This is a genomic window from Actinotalea caeni (genome assembly GCF_009733795.1).
GTDB lineage: Bacteria > Actinomycetota > Actinomycetes > Actinomycetales > Beutenbergiaceae > Pseudactinotalea > Pseudactinotalea caeni.
Genome location: NZ_WNXX01000006.1, coordinates 59,575 through 75,659, shown reverse-complemented (window position 1 = coordinate 75,659; position 16,085 = coordinate 59,575). Strand labels below are relative to the sequence as shown.

Sequence of the window (16,085 nt, the reverse complement as noted above, 5' to 3'; positions counted from 1 at the left end):
CATGCTCGACGTCACGCGCCTCAAGGTGTTCCGCGCCGTCGTGGACACCGGGTCGATGCAGGCCGCGGCCGCGGCTCTCGGCTACACGCCGTCCGCGGTGAGCCAGCACGTCGCGGCGCTGCAGCGCGAGACCGGGCTGACGCTCCTGGAGCGTCGCGGGCGCGGCGTCGTCGCCACCCCGGCCGGGCTGCGGCTCGCCGCCGAGTCCGCGGGTGTGCTCGGCGGCCTGGCGTCGCTCGAACGCCTGGCGCGCGACCTGCGCGAGGGCCGCACGGGGTCGCTGACGCTGCGCTACTTCGCCTCGGCGGGCCACGCCTGGGTGCCCGGTGTCATCGCGCGCCTCACCGAGGAGCTGCCCGGGCTGTCGTGGCAGCTGCGGCTGTCCGAGCTCGCCTCCGACACCGCCGCGGAGCCCGACCTGGAGATCCTCGTGCTGCAGCCGGGCGGTGAGCCGCCCGACCCCGCCCGGTACGACGTGACGCACCTGCTGACCGAGCCCTACGTCGTCGCCGTCCACGCCGACCACCCGTTCGCCCGTCGCGCCCACGTCGCGCTCACCGACCTGCAGGACGAGCGGTGGATCGACAACGACGTCACACGCGGCCCGTGCCGCGCCGCGCTGCTCGAGGCGTGCCGGGCGGCCGGCGTCGTGCCCCGGTTCGCGATCGAGACCCACGACTACGCCTCCGCGCTCGCCTTCGTGGGCACCGGCACCGGCGTGACCGTGCTGCCGGAGCTGGGCGTGCGGAACGTGCCGCCCGACGTCGTGGTCGTGCCGATCTCCGCGCCCACGCCGACGCGGACGATCGTGCTCTGCGCGCGGCGCGCGCTGCGCGGCCACCCCGGCGTCGAGCGCGCTCGCGAGCTGCTGCTGGCCTGCGCCGCGCGGGCCGACCACGAGCGCGCGGCGTCGTAGGCTCGCGCGGTGGCCGACCTGCTCATCCGTGGTGCGCGGCTCGTCGGGGGCGGTGGCGACCCGGTCGACGTCGCGACGACCGAGGGCGTCGTCGTCGACGTCCGGCCCGCGAGCACCCGCCCGTCCGGCGGTGAGGCTGCGGACCTGGCGGCCGACGGCCGCTGGCTGATGCCCGGGCTGTGGGACCAGCACGTGCACCCGACCGACTGGGCCGCCGTCGGCCACCGCCTCGACCTCCGCCACGCGGGCACCGTGGCCGCGTGCCTCGAGGCCGTCGCCGCCCGGCTCGCCGAGCGGCCCGGCGAGGAGGTGGTCGCGACCGGCCTCTGGTGCGCCGGCTGGCCCACCCGGCCGGTGCGCGCCGACCTCGACCGCTTCGACGTCCCCGTGGCCCTGCTCTCGGGCGACTCCCACTCCGCCGTCATGAACGGCGCCGCGCTCGCGCGGTACGGCCTGGCGGCCGACGCCGACGACGACGGCTGGGTCACCGAGGCGGCGTGGTTCGCCGTCATGCCCACCATCGGCACCGCCGACGACGCCACCCGGGACCGCTGGGTCGTCGAGGCCGGGCGCCGCGCGGCCGCGCGCGGCGTGGTGGGGATCGTCGACCTCGACCCGCACGACACCCACGCCGCGTGGCGACGGCGGGTGGCCGCCGGCTTCGCTGCGCACCGGGTGCGCGCGGGGGTCTGGCTGGACCACCTCGACGACGCGCTCGCGGCCGGTCTGCGCACCGGCGACCCGGTGCCCGGCGCGGGGCCGCTGGTGACGATGGGCCCGTTCAAGGTGATCGCCGACGGCTCGCTCAACACCGGCACCGCGCACTGCCGCCACCCGTTCCCCGACGGCAGCGTCGGCGCGATGAACATCGACGACGCGACGCTCACCGCGGCGATGACACGCGCGGCGACCGGCGGCATCGACGCCGCGATCCACGCGATCGGCGACGCCGCCCTCACCCAGGTGCTCGACGCGTTCGAGCGCTCCGGCGCACGCGGCACGGTCGAGCACGCGCAGCTCGCCACGCCCGAGGACGTCGCGCGGATGGCGGCCCTCGGGCTGGCCGCCAGCGTGCAGCCGCGGCACCTCGTCGACGACCGCGACGTCGCGGAGGTGCTGTGGCGCGGGCGGACCGACCGCGCGTACGCCTATGCGGACATGGCCCGCGCGGGCGTCGAGCTGCGGCTGGGCTCCGACGCCCCGGTCGCCCCGCTCGACCCGTGGCTGACGATCGCCGCGGCCGTGCTGCGCACCGGTGACGAGCGACCCGCCTGGCACCCCGAGCAGCGCATCGACGTCACCCTCGCGCTGCGCTCGTCGTGGGGCGGCGTGACGGGCGTGGCCCCCGGGGCGCCCGCGGATCTCGTGCTGCTCGACGACGACCCGCTGGCGCTCGACGCCGCCCGGCTGCCCGGCATCGGCGTCGCCGCCACGATCTGCGCCGGGAACGTGACGCACGCGACGCTGTGAGGGTGCGGTGGACCTTGCCCGCGCTCGTAGTCTCGTCACCGTGAACTGGGACGACTTCGACGCCGCGCTGTTCGATCTCGACGGCGTGCTGACGCCGACCGCGGACGTGCACATGCACGCGTGGGACGCGATGTTCAACGCCTACCTGGCGCAGCGCGGCGACCAGCCGCCCTACACGAGCCGCGACTACTTCGATCACGTCGACGGCAAGCCCCGCTACGACGGGGTGCGTGCGTTCCTCGCCTCGCGCGGCATCGTGCTGCCCGAGGGCGACCCGAGCGACCCGGCCGACGCCGAGACCGTGTGCGGGCTGGGCAACCGCAAGAACGCCGTCTTCGCGCAGATCCTCGAGACCGAGGGCGTGCGGCCCTACCCCGGGTCGGTGGCGCTGCTGGACGCGCTGGCGCCGCTGGGTGTCGCCGTCGCCGTCGTCTCCTCCTCGCGCAACGCACCCGCGGTGCTGGCGGCCGCCGGGCTGGCGGACCGGTTCACCGTCGTCGTCGACGGGTCCGTCGCCGCGGCCGAGGGCCTTGCCGGCAAGCCGTCACCGGAGACCTTCGTGCGCGCCGCCGAGCTGCTCGGCACCGTGCCCGCACGGTCGGTCGTGCTCGAGGACGCGATCTCGGGCGTGCAGGCCGGGCGGGACGGCGGCTTCGGCCTCGTGGTCGGCGTCGACCGCGGAGCCGGTGCGGACGCCCTGACCGCCGGCGGCGCCGACCTCGTCGTGACCGACCTGGCCGAGCTGGTGCCCGACCGGGCCACCACGCCGTCGACCGATCCCACCGGGACCACCCGGACCACCGAGAGCTGAGGACGAGATGCACGCACGCGGCGGCGACGAGGACCCCCTCGACCGGACCCGCTACCCCATCGACGAGTGGGCGCTGCGCGAGACCTGGTACTCCGCGGACGACCTGGGCGTCACCGAGACCCTGTTCGCCGTCGGCAACGGGTACCTCGGCATGCGCGGCAACCCCGAGGAGGGGCGCGAGACCCACGCGCACGGCACGTTCGTCAACGGGTTCCACGAGACCTGGCAGATCCGGCACGCCGAGGAGGCGTTCGGGTTCGCGCGCACGGGCCAGACGATCGTCAACGCCCCCGACGTCAAGACGATCAAGCTCTACGTCGACGACGAGCCGCTGCTGCTGAGCGTCGCCGACCTGGAGGAGTACGAGCGCACGCTCGACTACCGCGACGGCGTGCTGCGCCGGTCGCTGATCTGGCGCACGGCCGCGGGCAAGCGGGTGCGGGTGGAGTCGCGCCGGATGACGTCGCTCGAGCACCGCCACCTCGCCGTCATGACCTTCGACGTCACGATGCTCGACGGCGACGCACCGGTCGCGATCTCCTCCCAGCTGCTCAACCGGCAGGACGGTCTCGACGAGTACGCGACGCAGTCGCTGGGCGCCGGCGTCGACGGCAACGCCACGTTCGACCCGCGCAAGGCGAGCGCGCTCACCGAGCGGGTGCTGGTGCCGCAGAGCCACTGGGCCGGCGACCGGCGCATGGTGCTGAGCTGGCGCTGCAAGAACTCCCGCATGACGCTCGCCGTCGGCGTCGACCACACCATCGAGACCGAGAACACCTACGAGGAGCTCACGCACGCCGAGGACGACCTCGCGAAGAAGGTCTACCGGGTGCGCGCCGAGCAGGGGAAGCCGATCCGCATCACCAAGGTCGCGGCGTACCACAGCTCGCGCGGGGTGCCCACCCGCGAGCTCGTCGACCGCTGCCGCCGCACCCTGGACCGGGTCCGCGAGGACGGCGTCGAGGAGTGCTTCGCCTCGCAGCGCCGCCACATGGAGCGGTTCTGGGAGACCTCCGACGTCGTCGTCGCCGGCCACCCGGCCGTGCAGCAGGCGATCCGGTGGAACCTGCTGCAGGTGGCGCACGCCTCGCTGCGGGTCGAGACCGCGGGCATCGCCGCGAAGGGGGTCTCGGGATCGGGCTACGAGGGCCACTACTTCTGGGACTCCGAGATCTACGTGCTGCCGTTCCTCACCTACACCTCGCCGTGGGTGGCACGCGGCGCGCTGAGGTTCCGGCACCAGATGCTGCCGGCGGCGCGGCGCCGCGCCCGCGAGCTGTCCCAGACCGGGGCGCTGTTCCCGTGGCGCACCATCTCCGGCGAGGAGGCGTCCGCCTACTACGCGGCCGGCACGGCGCAGTACCACATCAACGCCGACATCGCCTTCGCGCTGTGCAAGTACGTCAACGCCACCGGCGACGAGGACTTCATGGTCCGCGAGGGCATCGAGATCCTCGTCGAGACCGCCCGCATGTGGGAGGACCTCGGGTTCTGGCTGGGCCGCGACGACCCGAGGTTCCACATCCACGGCGTCACCGGCCCCGACGAGTACAACACCGTCGTCAACAACAACCTCTTCACCAACGTGATGGCGCGTGACAACCTGCGCCAGGCCGCATGGTGGTGCCGCCGGGTGCGGGAGCAGCGGCCCGACGCCTACGAGCGCCTCGTGCGCCACCTCGAGCTCGAGGAGGCGGAGATCGCGGAGTGGGCCCGCTGCGCGGAGAACATGTACATCCCCTACGACGAGGGGCTGAAGGTCCACCCGCAGGACCAGCACTTCCTCGAGCGGGAGGTGTGGGATCTGGCGGCGACGCCCATGGAGAAGCGCCCGCTGCTGCTGCACTACCACCCGCTGGTCATCTACCGGTTCCAGGTCATCAAGCAGGCGGACGTCATCGCGGCGCTGTTCCTGCACGGCGACGAGTTCACGCTCGAGGACAAGCGCGCGGACTTCGAGTACTACGACCCGATCACGACCGGCGACTCGACGCTGTCGGCCGTGGTGCAGGCGATCGTGGCGGCCGAGGTCGGCTACGCCGACCTCGCGCTGCGCTACTTCTACGCCGGCCTGTACGTCGACCTCGCGAACCTGCACGGCAACGCCTCCGACGGCGTCCACGTCGCCTCGACCGGCGGCGTCTGGAGCGCGCTGGTGTACGGCTTCGCGGGCATGCGGGACTACGACGGCGACCTCACGTTCGACCCGCGGCTGCCGGTCACGTGGACCTCGATCGAGTTCCCGCTGCAGTACCGCGGGTCGCGGCTGCGGGTGCTGCTGGAGCGGGAGCGGATCACGTTCACGCTCGTCGAGGGCGACCCGGCGCCGCTCGCGGTGCGCGGCACGTCCTACGAGGTGAGCGCCGGGGAGCCGGTGGTGGTGCCGCTGGCCGACCAGGGCCCGGTCATCACGCGCACGCTCGGCAGCATGCCGCTCATCGGGTCGAGCGAGGAGCACCACATGGTCTACACCGCCGGCGTCCCCGACCCGGACCGTCGCAAGAAGGCCGCCGCCGCGCGCAACGGTTCGGCTTGACGAGCCGCCCAGCTGCACCGGCACGGCTGTGACCGGTCCCCGGGCGCGGCCGGCCGAGCGCGCACCGTGCTGCGAGCTCGGCAGGAGGCGCGAGGCCGAGGCGAACGTCAATCATGGTTGACACTGCGGTCGCGTCAACCTACATTGACGACATGACCAGGACAGCAGTGGGTGAGGCTGGCGGCGGCGAGGGGGCCGCCGAGGTGATCGGAGAGCTCATCGAGCTGACCAAGCAGCGACGGCACCAGCTCGCGGCGATCGAGCGACGCGAGGCCGAGCTGGTCCGGCACGCCCGCCAGCAGGGCCACTCGTGGCAGCAGATCGCGAGCGCGCTCGACATCTCCAAGCAGGCCGTGCACAAGAAGTACGGCCGACGGTGAGGGGCGACACCGGGAGCGCCCCGCACCCCCGGCCCACCACCGCAACCCACGCACGAACGGCTGACCGCACATGAGCACCTCGACCGCACCGCAGACCGACACCTCCACGACCGTGCCGTCGCCGGCCGGCCGCCGCCCCCGCGGCCTCTTCGGCGGCCGTCGCACCGCCGACGACGGCCCGCGCGCGTCGCTGCGCGAGCTGCTCCCCTACCTCGCGGTCAACCGCACGCTCATCACCGCCGCGGTGCTGCTGTCGGTCGTCGGCGCCGCGACCAGCCTCGCCCAGCCGCTGCTCGTCCAGCAGCTCATCGACCGGGTGCAGACCACGAACCCGCTCGGCTGGCTGCCGTGGCTGCTCGTCGCGCTCGTCGTCGCCGACGCGCTCGTCGCCGGGGTGCAGCACTTCCTGCTGCAGGTGCTCGGCGAGCAGGTGGTCCGGCTGAGCCGGCGCAGGCTGGTGGCACGGATCCTGCACCTGCCGGTGGCCGCGTTCGACACCCGTCGCACGGGTGACCTGGTGAGCCGGGTCGGCAGCGACACCACGCTGCTGCGTTCCGTGCTCACGCAAGGGCTGGTCGAGTCGGTCGGCGGGCTGCTGACCTTCGTGGGCGCCGTCGTGGCGATGATCGTCATCGACCCGCTGCTGTTCGGGCTGACGCTGGGCGTCGTCGTCCTCGCGATCGGCGCCGCCGGTGCGGTGATGCCGATGCTCACCCGCGCGAGCGCGCAGGCGCAGGAGCAGGTCGGGGCGCTGTCGGCGTCACTGGAGCGCGCGATCTCCGGCGTGCGGACCATCCGGGCCGCCAACGCCACCGACCGTGAGATCACCGTCCTCGACGAGCGCACCGAGGGCGCCTACCAGGCGGGCCTCAAGGTGGCGCGGGTGTCGGCGATGGTCGTGCCGATCGCGGGCGTGGCGCTGCAGCTGGCGTTCCTCGTCGTGCTCGGCGTCGGCGGCGCGCGCGTGGCGGCGGGGTCGCTGTCGATCTCGGAGCTGGTCGGCTTCCTCATGTTCCTGTTCCTGCTCGTCATGCCGCTCGGCCAGATGATCGGGGCGATGTCGGCGACCAGCCAGGCGCTCGGGGCGCTCGGCCGCATCCAGGAGGTGGTGCGGCTGCCGATCGAGACCGACGGCGACGTCGTCGGCACCGCGCCGCGCCGCCAGGACGCGGCGGCGGTCGCCTTCGAGGGTGTGTCCTTCCGGTACCCGACGACCGAGGACGGCGCCCCGGACGTGCTCGACGACGTCACGTTCACCGTCCCCCGCGGGTCCCGCACCGCGCTGGTCGGGCCGTCGGGAGCGGGCAAGTCGACGGTCTTCGCCCTGGTCGAGCGGTTCTACGACCCGGTCGCGGGTCGGGTGCTGGCCGACGGCGTCGACCTCCGGGAGATCCCCCGCGCGCAGCTGCGTGCCGGCATCGGCTACGTCGAGCAGGACGCCCCGGTGCTCGCGGGCTCCCTCGCCGACAACCTCCGGCTCGGGGCGCCGGACGCCACCGAGGCGGAGATGCGCGCCGTCCTCGAGCGGGCGAACCTCGCCGAGGTGCTCACGCGCTCCCCGCTCGGCCTCGACGCCCCGGTGGGCGAGCACGGCGTCATGCTCTCGGGCGGCGAGCGGCAGCGGCTCGCGATCGCGCGGGCGCTGCTCGCGGCCCCCGCGCTGCTGCTGCTCGACGAGTCCACCTCGAGCCTCGACAGCCGCAACGAGGCCCAGCTCCGCGCCGCGATCGACGAGGTCGCGACCGGCCGCACCCTGCTGGTGATCGCGCACCGGCTCTCGACCGTCGTGGACAGCGACCAGATCGTCGTGCTCGACGGCGGCCGCGTGGTCGCGACCGGCACGCACACCGAGCTCCTCGACTCCTCGCCGCTGTACCGCGAGCTCGCCCACCACCAGCTCCTCACCACGGAGTAGCGGGCTCGGCGACGCGCACCCCGCGACCGTCACGACGCCGAACGCCGGACGCCGGACGCCGGACGCCGGACGCCAGCCCCCAGCCGCCAGCCGCCAGCCGGCGAACTCGTAGCGCCGTACCAAACTCGTAGCGTGCACCGTACGAGGTGGGCGCGGCTGTACGAGTTGGGCGCCCAACCCGGTTTCAACCCAGTCTTGCCCCCGCACGAGGTTTCAACCCACCTCCGCCCCTGCCCTGCCCACCCGCACCGCGCTATCCAGCATCTCTTGCTGCTCCTCACAGCTCGCGAGCTCGTAGCGACGTGCCGAGCTCGTAGCGTGCACCGTACGAGCTGGGCGCGGACGTACGAGTTCGTTGCCGCTCGCGAGGACGGGTTCCCCCCGGGGGGCAGAAGTGGGTTGAAACCGGGGGTGGGGTGGGTGCGTAAGGTGCTCGGGTGAGCGAGCACAGGACGCACGGGCCCGGCGCGCGCCCCGCGGGGCGGGCGGCACGACTGGTGCTGGCCGCCGTCCTGGGGCTGCTGGTGCTCGCGGGCTGCGTGCGCGTCGACGGCGACCTCACGCTCCACGGGACGGCCGGGGACGCGGCGGGCACCGTCTCCGGCACCGTGCTGGTGGCGGTCTCCGACGAGTGGGCGGTCTCGCAGGGCCAGGACCCGGCCCGCCTGGGCGACGTGATCGTCGAGGAGCTCGCCACCAACGCCGGCGACGGCGTCACCGGGGAGCCCTTCGCCGAGGACGGCTTCACCGGCGTCACGCTGACGCTCGACGACGTCCCCGCCGACCGTCTGGCCGACGCGAGCGACGGCGCGCTCACGATCACGCGCGAGGGCGACAGCTACGTGCTGCGCGGCGACCTGTCCGTGCTGGGCGCGGGCGAGGACCAGGACCCCGACGCCGAGCGGCCGCCGTGGACCGTGCGGCTGTCGGTGACGATGCCCGAGGACGTGATCGAGCACGACGGCCGCCTCGAGGGGCGCACCGTGACCTGGGAGCTCGACGAGAGCACCGACCCGACGATGCTCGCGGTCTCCTCCGTGGGTCCGGTGCCGTGGTGGTCGCGGGTGCCGGTGCCGCTGCTCGTGCTCGTCGTCGTGGCAGGCATCGGCGCCGTCGTCGCGTGGCGGCTGAGCCGCCGACGGCCCGCCCAAGACCGGTCACCCGCCGACGGCGGCTTCCGCGCCCGGCAGGCCGCGGCACGCGGCGGCTCGACGTCGAAGCTCGACGACATGCTCGCCGCCGCCAAGGACGAGCGCCGCGGCAAGGGACGCCCCGCCGGCCGTGGCGGGGCACCGCGCGGGAGGCGCCGCTGATGGCACGCCGTCACGGCGGCGGTGGCACACCGGCCACCGTCGCGCTCGACGCCGCGGACGTGCGCTACGTGCTGCACGCCTACGAGCACGACCCCGCCGCCGCGTCGTACGGGATGGAGGCCGCCGAGGCGCTGGGGGTCGAGCCGGGGCGGGTCTTCAAGACGCTGCTCGTCGACCTCGAGGGCGGGCCGGGCGGGTGCGCGGTCGGGATCGTGCCGGTCGACCGGCAGCTCGACCTCAAGGCGATCGCCGCCGCGCTGGGTGCCAAGCGCGCAGGCATGGCCGAGCCGCGGGCGGCGGAGCGACTGACCGGCTACGTGGTCGGCGGCATCAGTCCGATCGGACAGAAGCGCAGGCTGCCGACCGTGCTCGACGACGCCGCCGCGGCCCACGAGACCGTGCTCGTCTCCGGCGGCCGTCGCGGGCTCGACCTCGAGCTCGCGCCCGAGGACCTGCTCGCCGTCACCGGCGGTGTGCTCGCCACGATCGCCCGCTGACCGGGCCGACCCATCGATTCCTGGCCGACGGCGCCGCGCCGGAGGAGGATGCCCGCATGGTCGCCGTCGCACTCGCGCTCGCCGGGCTCGCCGCGCTGCTGCACGTCTACATCTGGGTGCTGGAGTCGCTGCGGTGGGAGGCACCGGCGACCCGCCGCGTCTTCGGGCTGTCGGCCGAGCAGGCGCGTGCGACGAAGCAGCTCGCGCTCAACCAGGGCTTCTACAACCTGTTCCTCGCGCTGGTGACGATCGCCGGGATCGTCGCGGCCGGCTCGAGCCGGCCGGTGTCGGTGGCGCTGCTGTGCGCGGGCACCGGCTCGATGCTCGCCGCCGCGCTCGTGCTCGTGGTCACCGACCGGACCAAGGTCCGCCCCGCCGCCGTGCAGGGCACGCTGCCGCTGCTCGCGCTCCTCGCGCTGGCGGCGTCGACGCTCTGAGCAGCCGTCCTCAGCTCACCCCGCTCCCCGGCACCAGCGGCCAGGGCGCGGCGGCCTCGAGGGCGGCGGCGAGGCCGAGGAGCAGGTCCTCGCGGCCGGTGCGGGCGCCGAGCATGACGCCCCACGGCAGCACCGGGCCGCCCTGCTCCGCGGGGGCGTGGTGGAGCGGCAGCGAGATCGCCGGGGCGCCGAGGATGTTCCAGGTCGAGGTCCACGGCGTGAACGCGCACTGCGCCCAGAAGTCGGCCTCGGGGTCGTCGTCGTCGCGCATCTCGCCGATGCGCGGCGCCGGCTGGGCGAGCGTGGGGCTGAGGACGACGTCGACGCCCGCCCAGGTCTGCGCCGCTTCGCGCTGCAGCCGCTGCCCCGCGGCGATCGCGTCGGCGTAGGTCACCGCGGCCACGCCGCGGCCGCGCTCGCGCATCCACCGCGTCAACGGCACCAGCAGCGGCTCGACCTCCGGCGGAAGCGGCGCGCTCGCCGCCATCACCGACCACACGTCGAGGAACGGCAGCCACTTCTCCGCCGGGAACGGCGGCGGCACCTCGGTGACCTCGTGCCCCATCGCCGCGAGCAGCCCGACCGCCCGCTCGACGGCGGCCAGCGCCTCGGCGTGCACGGGCGCGTCCGGCGTGATGATCGGGGTCGTCAGCACCCCGACCCGCAGCGGCGTCACGTCGGCGTCGGCGGCCGCCAGGAACGACCCGGCGGCCGGGGGCGGCAGCACCCGGTCGTCGCCCGGCCACCCCTGCGCGAGCACGTCGAGCGCGAGCGCGGTGTCGCGGACGTCGCGGGTGAGCACGCCGTGGGTGGCGAGCGCCGCGCCGTCGACGCCGTACGGGCCGGTGCTGATGCGGCCCCGGCTCGGCTTGAGGCCGACCAGCCCGCACGCCGCCGCCGGGATGCGGATCGAACCGCCGCCGTCGCTGCCGTGCGCGACCGGGACGATCCCCGCCGCCACGGCGGCCGCCGCTCCCCCGGACGAGCCGCCGGCCGACCGGGTCGGGTCCCACGGGCTGCGGGCGGGCGGGCCGATGTCCGGCTCGGTGTAGGGCGGCAGCCCGAGCTCCGGCGTCGAGGTCTTGCCGAGCATGACCGTGCCGGCCTCCCGCAGCCGGGTGACGACGCCGTCGTCGACCTCCGGCACGAAGCCCCGCATCGCGGCGCTGCCGGCCGTCATCTCGACCCCGGCGACCATGGTGAGGTCCTTGATCGGCAGCGGCACGCCCAGCAGGGGCGCGGGGTCGCCGTCGGCGAGCCGGGCGGCCGCGTCGTCGGCCTGCCGACGAGCGAGGTCGGGGGTCAGCCGCGCGAACGCGCCGACCCCCGGCCCGAGCCGTTCGGCCCGCTCGAGCGTGTGGGCGAGCACCTCCTGCGGGGTGGTCTCGCCGGACCGGATCGCGCCGGCGAGGGCGCGTGCGCTGAGCTCGTGGATCTCGGTCACGCCGACCACCCTAGGCGGCGAGCCGGCGCGGCCGCCGTCCCGGCGGCGGCGGTCAGCCCGGTGTCGCCGCGAGCTCGCCGTCGCCCCGGAGCACGCAGAACTCGTTGCCCTCCGGGTCGGCCATCGTCACCCAGCCGGTGCCCGGGCCGTACTGGCCGCGGCAGTCGGCGAGCACGGTGGCGCCGACGCCGACCAGCCGGTCGACCTCCTCCTGCTGGGTGCGGTCCGTGGGGCGCAGGTCGAAGTGCAGGCGGTTCTTGACCGTCTTGGCCTCGGGCACCTCGATGAACAGCACGTGGTGGCTGCCGTCGCGAGCGAGGATCATGCACTCCTCGTGGCCCGGCTCGTTCGGGTCGTCCGCCACGTCGACGTAGTCCAGCAGCTGCCGCCACCACTCCGACAGCTCGTAGGCGTTGCGGCAGTCGATGCTCGTGTGCGAGATGCGCGAGGTCATCACGGCAGTCTTCGCGGACCCGCACCCGCGACGCAACGGGATTGCCGACGGCCGCCCGCCCGCCTAGCGTGGCGGGCATGCATCGGAGCAGGATCGGCGTCGTCCTCATCGACCACCCGGCCGAGCGGTTCGACGCAGCCGCGGACTTCTGGGCCGCGGCGCAGGGCACCCCACGGCAGGAGAAGCGCGCGACGGCGGAGCACCCCTACGAGGAGCTGCGCCCCTTCGAGGGCGGTGTCCAGCTCGCGCTGCAGCGCACCGGGTCCGGCACCGCACCGCGCGTGCACCTGGACATCGAGACCGACGACGTCGACGCCGAGATCGCGCGCGTCGTCGGCCTGGGCGCGGAGGTCGTGGAACGCCACGAGTCCTACGCGATCCTCCAGGACCCGGGCGGTCACGTGTTCTGCGTGGTGCCGGTGCAGACCGGCGAGGACTTCGACCGTCACGCGACCACCTGGCCCTGACGGCACGACGACCGCAGGTCGTCGCGCCGAGCACGCGACACGGACGGCGCGCGGCTGACAGCATGGACCGGTGATCGAGAGCAGCACGGGAACGAAGCTGGCCGTCGTCGGCGCCGGGTCGGTCGGGTCCACGCTCGCCTACGCGAGCCTCATGCAGGGCCTCGCGCGCTCGGTGGTGCTCTACGACATCGACGCGGCGAAGGTGCGTGCCGAGGCGCTCGACCTGCGGCAGGGGCTGCAGTTCGTGCCGGCCGCGCACGTCGAGGGCTCCGACGACATCCAGGCCTGCGCGGACGCCGACATCATCGCCGTGACCGCCGGGGCCAAGCAGCAGCCCGGCCAGACCCGGCTGGACCTCGCCGCCTCGACGACGAACCTCATGCGGACCCTGATGCCGCAGCTGGTCGAGGTCGCGCCCGAGGCGATCATCGTCATGGTGACGAACCCGGTCGACGTCATCACCTACGTCGCCCAGAAGCTCACCGGCGCGGCGCCGGAGCGGCTGTTCGGCTCCGGGACCGTGCTCGACACCGCGCGGCTGCGCGGCCTGCTCGCCTCCCGCTGCGGTGTGGCGGTGCAGAACGTGCACGCCTACATCGTCGGCGAGCACGGCGACAGCGAGATCCCGCTCTGGAGCACCGCGACCGTCGGCGCCGTCCCGGTGACCGACCTCGTGCCGGCCGAGGAGCGCGACCGGATGGCGCACGACGTCGTGCACGCCGCCTACGAGATCATCAGCGGCAAGGGCGCCACCAACTACGCGATCGGCGTCTCCGGGAGCCGGATCATCGAGGCGGTGCTGCGCGACGAGCACAGCGTGCTGCCGGTCTCCTCGATGCTCGAGGGCTACCACGGCATCGACGACGTCTGCCTGTCGGTACCGTCGGTGGTCGGCCGCAGCGGCATCGAGCGCCGCCTCGACGTGCCGATGACCGAGGCGGAGGTCGCGGGCCTGCGCGCGAGCGCCGAGGAGATCCGGCGCGTCGCACGCGACCTCGGCTTCTGAGCACCCGGTCGACGGCGAGACCCGCGTCGCGCGTGGACCGGCGCCGCCCGCGTGTCTCACCACTCGGACGGACCGGGTAGCGTCGACCCCGTGAAGGCGCTCCTCAAGACCGGGCCGCACCCGGGCCTCGAGCTCACCGAGGTCCCCGAGCCCGCCGCGGGGCCGACCGACGTCACCGTGCAGGTCCTCACGACCGGCATCTGCGGCACAGACCTGCACATCGAGCGCTGGGACGCGTGGGCGGCGGCGACGCTGAGCCCGCCGGTCGTGCCCGGCCACGAGTTCTACGGCGAGGTCGTCGCCGTCGGGAGCGACGTGCGCGACGTCCGCGTCGGCGACCGGGTCTCCGGCGAGGGTCACGTCGTGTGCGGCATCTGCCGCAACTGCCGCGCCGGGCGGCGTCACATGTGCATCCACACCAGCGGGGTCGGCGTCAACCGCGACGGCGCGTTCGCCGAGCGGGTGGTCATCCCGCAGGAGAACGTGTGGGTGCACGGGCACGACGGCGACACCTCCTTGGTCTCCCCCGAGCTCGGCGCGATCTTCGACCCGTTCGGCAACGCGGTGCACACCGCGCTGAAGTTCCCGGTGATCGGCGAGGACGTGCTCATCACCGGCGCGGGCCCGATCGGCCTCATGGCCGCGGCGGTGGTTCGCCACGCGGGCGCGCGCTACGTCGCGATCACCGACGTGTCGCGCCCTCGGCTCGACCTGGCCGAGAGGATGGGCGCCGTCGACCTCGCGCTCGACGTCAGCGCCCAGACGATCGCCGACGCCCAGCGCGAGCTCGGGCTCAAGGAGGGCTTCGACGTCGCGCTGGAGATGTCGGGTCACCCGAGCGCGCTGCCCGAGGTGATCCGCAACATGAACCACGGCGGCCGGATCGCGCTGCTGGGGCTGCCGAGCGCCCCGATCGACATCGACTGGGCCGTCGTCGTCACGCACATGCTCACGCTGCAGGGCATCTACGGCCGCGAGATGTTCGAGACCTGGAACGCCATGACCGCGATGATCTCCAGCAGCCCCCGGCTGCGGGAGGCGATCACCGGCGTCATCACCGACGTGCTGCCGGCCCGGGACTGGCGGCGCGCCTTCGAGCTCACCGGCAGCGCCAGCAGCGGCAAGGTCGTGCTCGACTGGACCCGCCTGTAGCCGCCGCACCACCGCCCACGCCCGAGGAGGCCCCATGTACGCGATCAAGGACGACCTCGCCGCCGAGCTGGCCGAGATCCGCTCCTCCGGCCTGGAGAAGCCCGAGCGCGAGATCACGACGCCGCAGGGCGCGCGCATCCAGGCGGCGCTGGCGGGGCAGCCGCAGCGCGAGGTGCTCAACTTCTGCGCCAACAACTACCTGGGCCTGGCCGACCACCCCGACCTGGTCGCCGCCGCCAAGCGGGCGCTGGACGAGCGGGGCTTCGGGATGGCGTCGGTGCGGTTCATCTGCGGCACCCAGGACACCCACCTGGAGCTGGAGCGGCGGCTGTCGGTGTTCCTCGGCACCGAGGCCACGATCCTGTTCTCCTCGTGCTTCGACGCCAACGGCGCGGTGTTCGAGCCGCTGTTCGGCGCCGGGGACGCGATCGTCTCCGACGAGCTCAACCACGCCTCGATCATCGACGGCGTCCGGCTCAGCAAGGCGGCGCGGTTCCGCTACCGCAACCGCGACGTCGACGACCTCCGTGCCCAGCTGCGCGCGGCGCGCGACGGCGGCGCCCGCCGCGTCGTCGTCGTCACCGACGGCGTGTTCTCGATGGACGGCTACCTCGCGCCGCTGCCGGAGATCTGCGACGCGGCCGAGGAGCACGGCGCGCTCGTCATGGTCGACGACTCCCACGCCGTCGGGTTCATGGGCGCCACCGGTGCCGGCACCCCGGAGCACTTCGGCGTCACCGACCGCGTCGACATCTGGACCGGCACGTTCGGCAAGGCGCTGGGCGGCGCCTCGGGCGGGTACGTGAGCGGCCGCCGGGAGATCGTCGACCTGCTGCGCCAGCGCGGCCGCCCCTACCTGTTCTCGAACTCGGTCGCGCCCGCGATCGTCGCCGCCACCCTCACCGCGCTCGACCTGGTCACGGGCGCCGGCGAGCTGCGCGAGCGGCTGTTCGCCAACGCCGCGCTGTTCCGTCGCCGGATGACCGAGGAGGGCTTCGACCTGCTCGACGGCGAGCACGCGATCGTGCCGGTGATGTTCGGCGACGCGGTGCTCGCCGTGGACGTCGCGGCGCGGATGCTCGACCTCGGCGTCTTCGTCACCGCGTTCTCCTACCCGGTGGTGCCGCGCGGCAAGGCGCGGATCCGGGTGCAGCTCTCGGCCGCGCACACGAGCGAGGACGTCGAGGCCTGCGTGGCGGCGTTCGTGGAGGCACGCCGCAGCCTCGGCTGAGCCCGGGCGCCGGCGGTGCCGTCCGTCGGCCCCCGGGCGTGCGAGGCTGGGGGCCG

At 74.3% G+C, this 16,085-nt stretch carries 15 protein-coding genes; 13 read left to right on the top strand and 2 right to left on the bottom strand.

Features of this window, described 5'->3' with window-relative positions:
- Position 1 precedes the first annotated feature (1 nt).
- From GPA02_RS07210 to GPA02_RS07170, 9 genes are all read left to right on the top strand, one after another.
- Positions 2–916: a LysR family transcriptional regulator gene (locus GPA02_RS07210; RefSeq protein ID WP_156199241.1), complete on the top strand. Its 915-nt coding sequence runs from the start codon at positions 2–4 to the stop codon at positions 914–916.
- Positions 917–925: 9 nt separating this feature from the next.
- Positions 926–2,386: an amidohydrolase gene (locus GPA02_RS07205; RefSeq protein ID WP_240133934.1), complete on the top strand. Its 1,461-nt coding sequence runs from the start codon at positions 926–928 to the stop codon at positions 2,384–2,386.
- Between the two features lie 40 nt (positions 2,387–2,426).
- Positions 2,427–3,197, top strand: coding sequence for an HAD family hydrolase (locus tag GPA02_RS07200; protein ID WP_156199240.1), 771 nt, complete (start codon positions 2,427–2,429; stop codon positions 3,195–3,197).
- 7 nt (positions 3,198–3,204) lie between these two features.
- The gene (locus tag GPA02_RS07195; protein ID WP_156199239.1) at positions 3,205–5,733 is read left to right on the top strand and encodes a glycoside hydrolase family 65 protein; all 2,529 of its coding nucleotides are present in this window, start codon (positions 3,205–3,207) and stop codon (positions 5,731–5,733) included.
- 152 nt (positions 5,734–5,885) lie between these two features.
- Complete coding sequence (locus GPA02_RS07190; protein ID WP_156199238.1) at positions 5,886–6,113, top strand: helix-turn-helix domain-containing protein; 228 nt, start codon at positions 5,886–5,888, stop codon at positions 6,111–6,113.
- Between the two features lie 70 nt (positions 6,114–6,183).
- On the top strand, positions 6,184–8,028 hold the full coding sequence (locus GPA02_RS07185) for an ABC transporter ATP-binding protein (protein WP_156199237.1): 1,845 nt from the start codon (positions 6,184–6,186) through the stop codon (positions 8,026–8,028).
- Between the two features lie 437 nt (positions 8,029–8,465).
- Complete coding sequence (locus GPA02_RS07180; protein WP_156199236.1) at positions 8,466–9,341, top strand: LppM family (lipo)protein; 876 nt, start codon at positions 8,466–8,468, stop codon at positions 9,339–9,341.
- Positions 9,341–9,838 carry a Cys-tRNA(Pro) deacylase gene (gene ybaK, locus GPA02_RS07175; protein ID WP_156199235.1) on the top strand — a complete coding sequence of 166 codons (498 nt, stop codon included), beginning with the start codon at positions 9,341–9,343 and terminating at the stop codon, positions 9,836–9,838. The genes GPA02_RS07180 and ybaK overlap by 1 nt, the downstream gene beginning before the upstream one ends.
- Before the next feature lie 56 nt (positions 9,839–9,894).
- Positions 9,895–10,275, top strand: coding sequence for a DUF1304 domain-containing protein (locus GPA02_RS07170; protein ID WP_156199234.1), 381 nt, complete (start codon positions 9,895–9,897; stop codon positions 10,273–10,275).
- A 10-nt stretch (positions 10,276–10,285) separates the two neighbouring features.
- Here the strand turns inward: GPA02_RS07170 and GPA02_RS07165 are convergent, their stop codons facing one another.
- Positions 10,286–11,719, bottom strand: a complete 1,434-nt coding sequence (locus tag GPA02_RS07165) for an amidase (protein ID WP_156199233.1) — start codon at positions 11,717–11,719, stop codon at positions 10,286–10,288.
- Positions 11,720–11,771: 52 nt separating this feature from the next.
- Positions 11,772–12,173, bottom strand: coding sequence for a VOC family protein (locus tag GPA02_RS07160; RefSeq protein WP_156199232.1), 402 nt, complete (start codon positions 12,171–12,173; stop codon positions 11,772–11,774).
- Positions 12,174–12,250: 77 nt separating this feature from the next.
- Here GPA02_RS07160 and GPA02_RS07155 point away from each other — a divergent pair, with 77 nt between their 5' ends.
- From GPA02_RS07155 to GPA02_RS07140, 4 genes are all read left to right on the top strand, one after another.
- Positions 12,251–12,640, top strand: a complete 390-nt coding sequence (locus GPA02_RS07155) for a VOC family protein (RefSeq protein ID WP_156199231.1) — start codon at positions 12,251–12,253, stop codon at positions 12,638–12,640.
- Positions 12,641–12,710: 70 nt separating this feature from the next.
- Complete coding sequence (locus GPA02_RS07150) at positions 12,711–13,646, top strand: L-lactate dehydrogenase (RefSeq protein WP_156199230.1); 936 nt, start codon at positions 12,711–12,713, stop codon at positions 13,644–13,646.
- Between the two features lie 90 nt (positions 13,647–13,736).
- Positions 13,737–14,798, top strand: a complete 1,062-nt coding sequence (tdh, locus tag GPA02_RS07145; RefSeq protein ID WP_156199229.1) for an L-threonine 3-dehydrogenase — start codon at positions 13,737–13,739, stop codon at positions 14,796–14,798.
- A 34-nt stretch (positions 14,799–14,832) separates the two neighbouring features.
- Positions 14,833–16,029 (top strand): glycine C-acetyltransferase, encoded by a 1,197-nt coding sequence (locus GPA02_RS07140; protein ID WP_156199228.1) that lies wholly within the window; start codon positions 14,833–14,835, stop codon positions 16,027–16,029.
- Positions 16,030–16,085 lie beyond the last annotated feature (56 nt).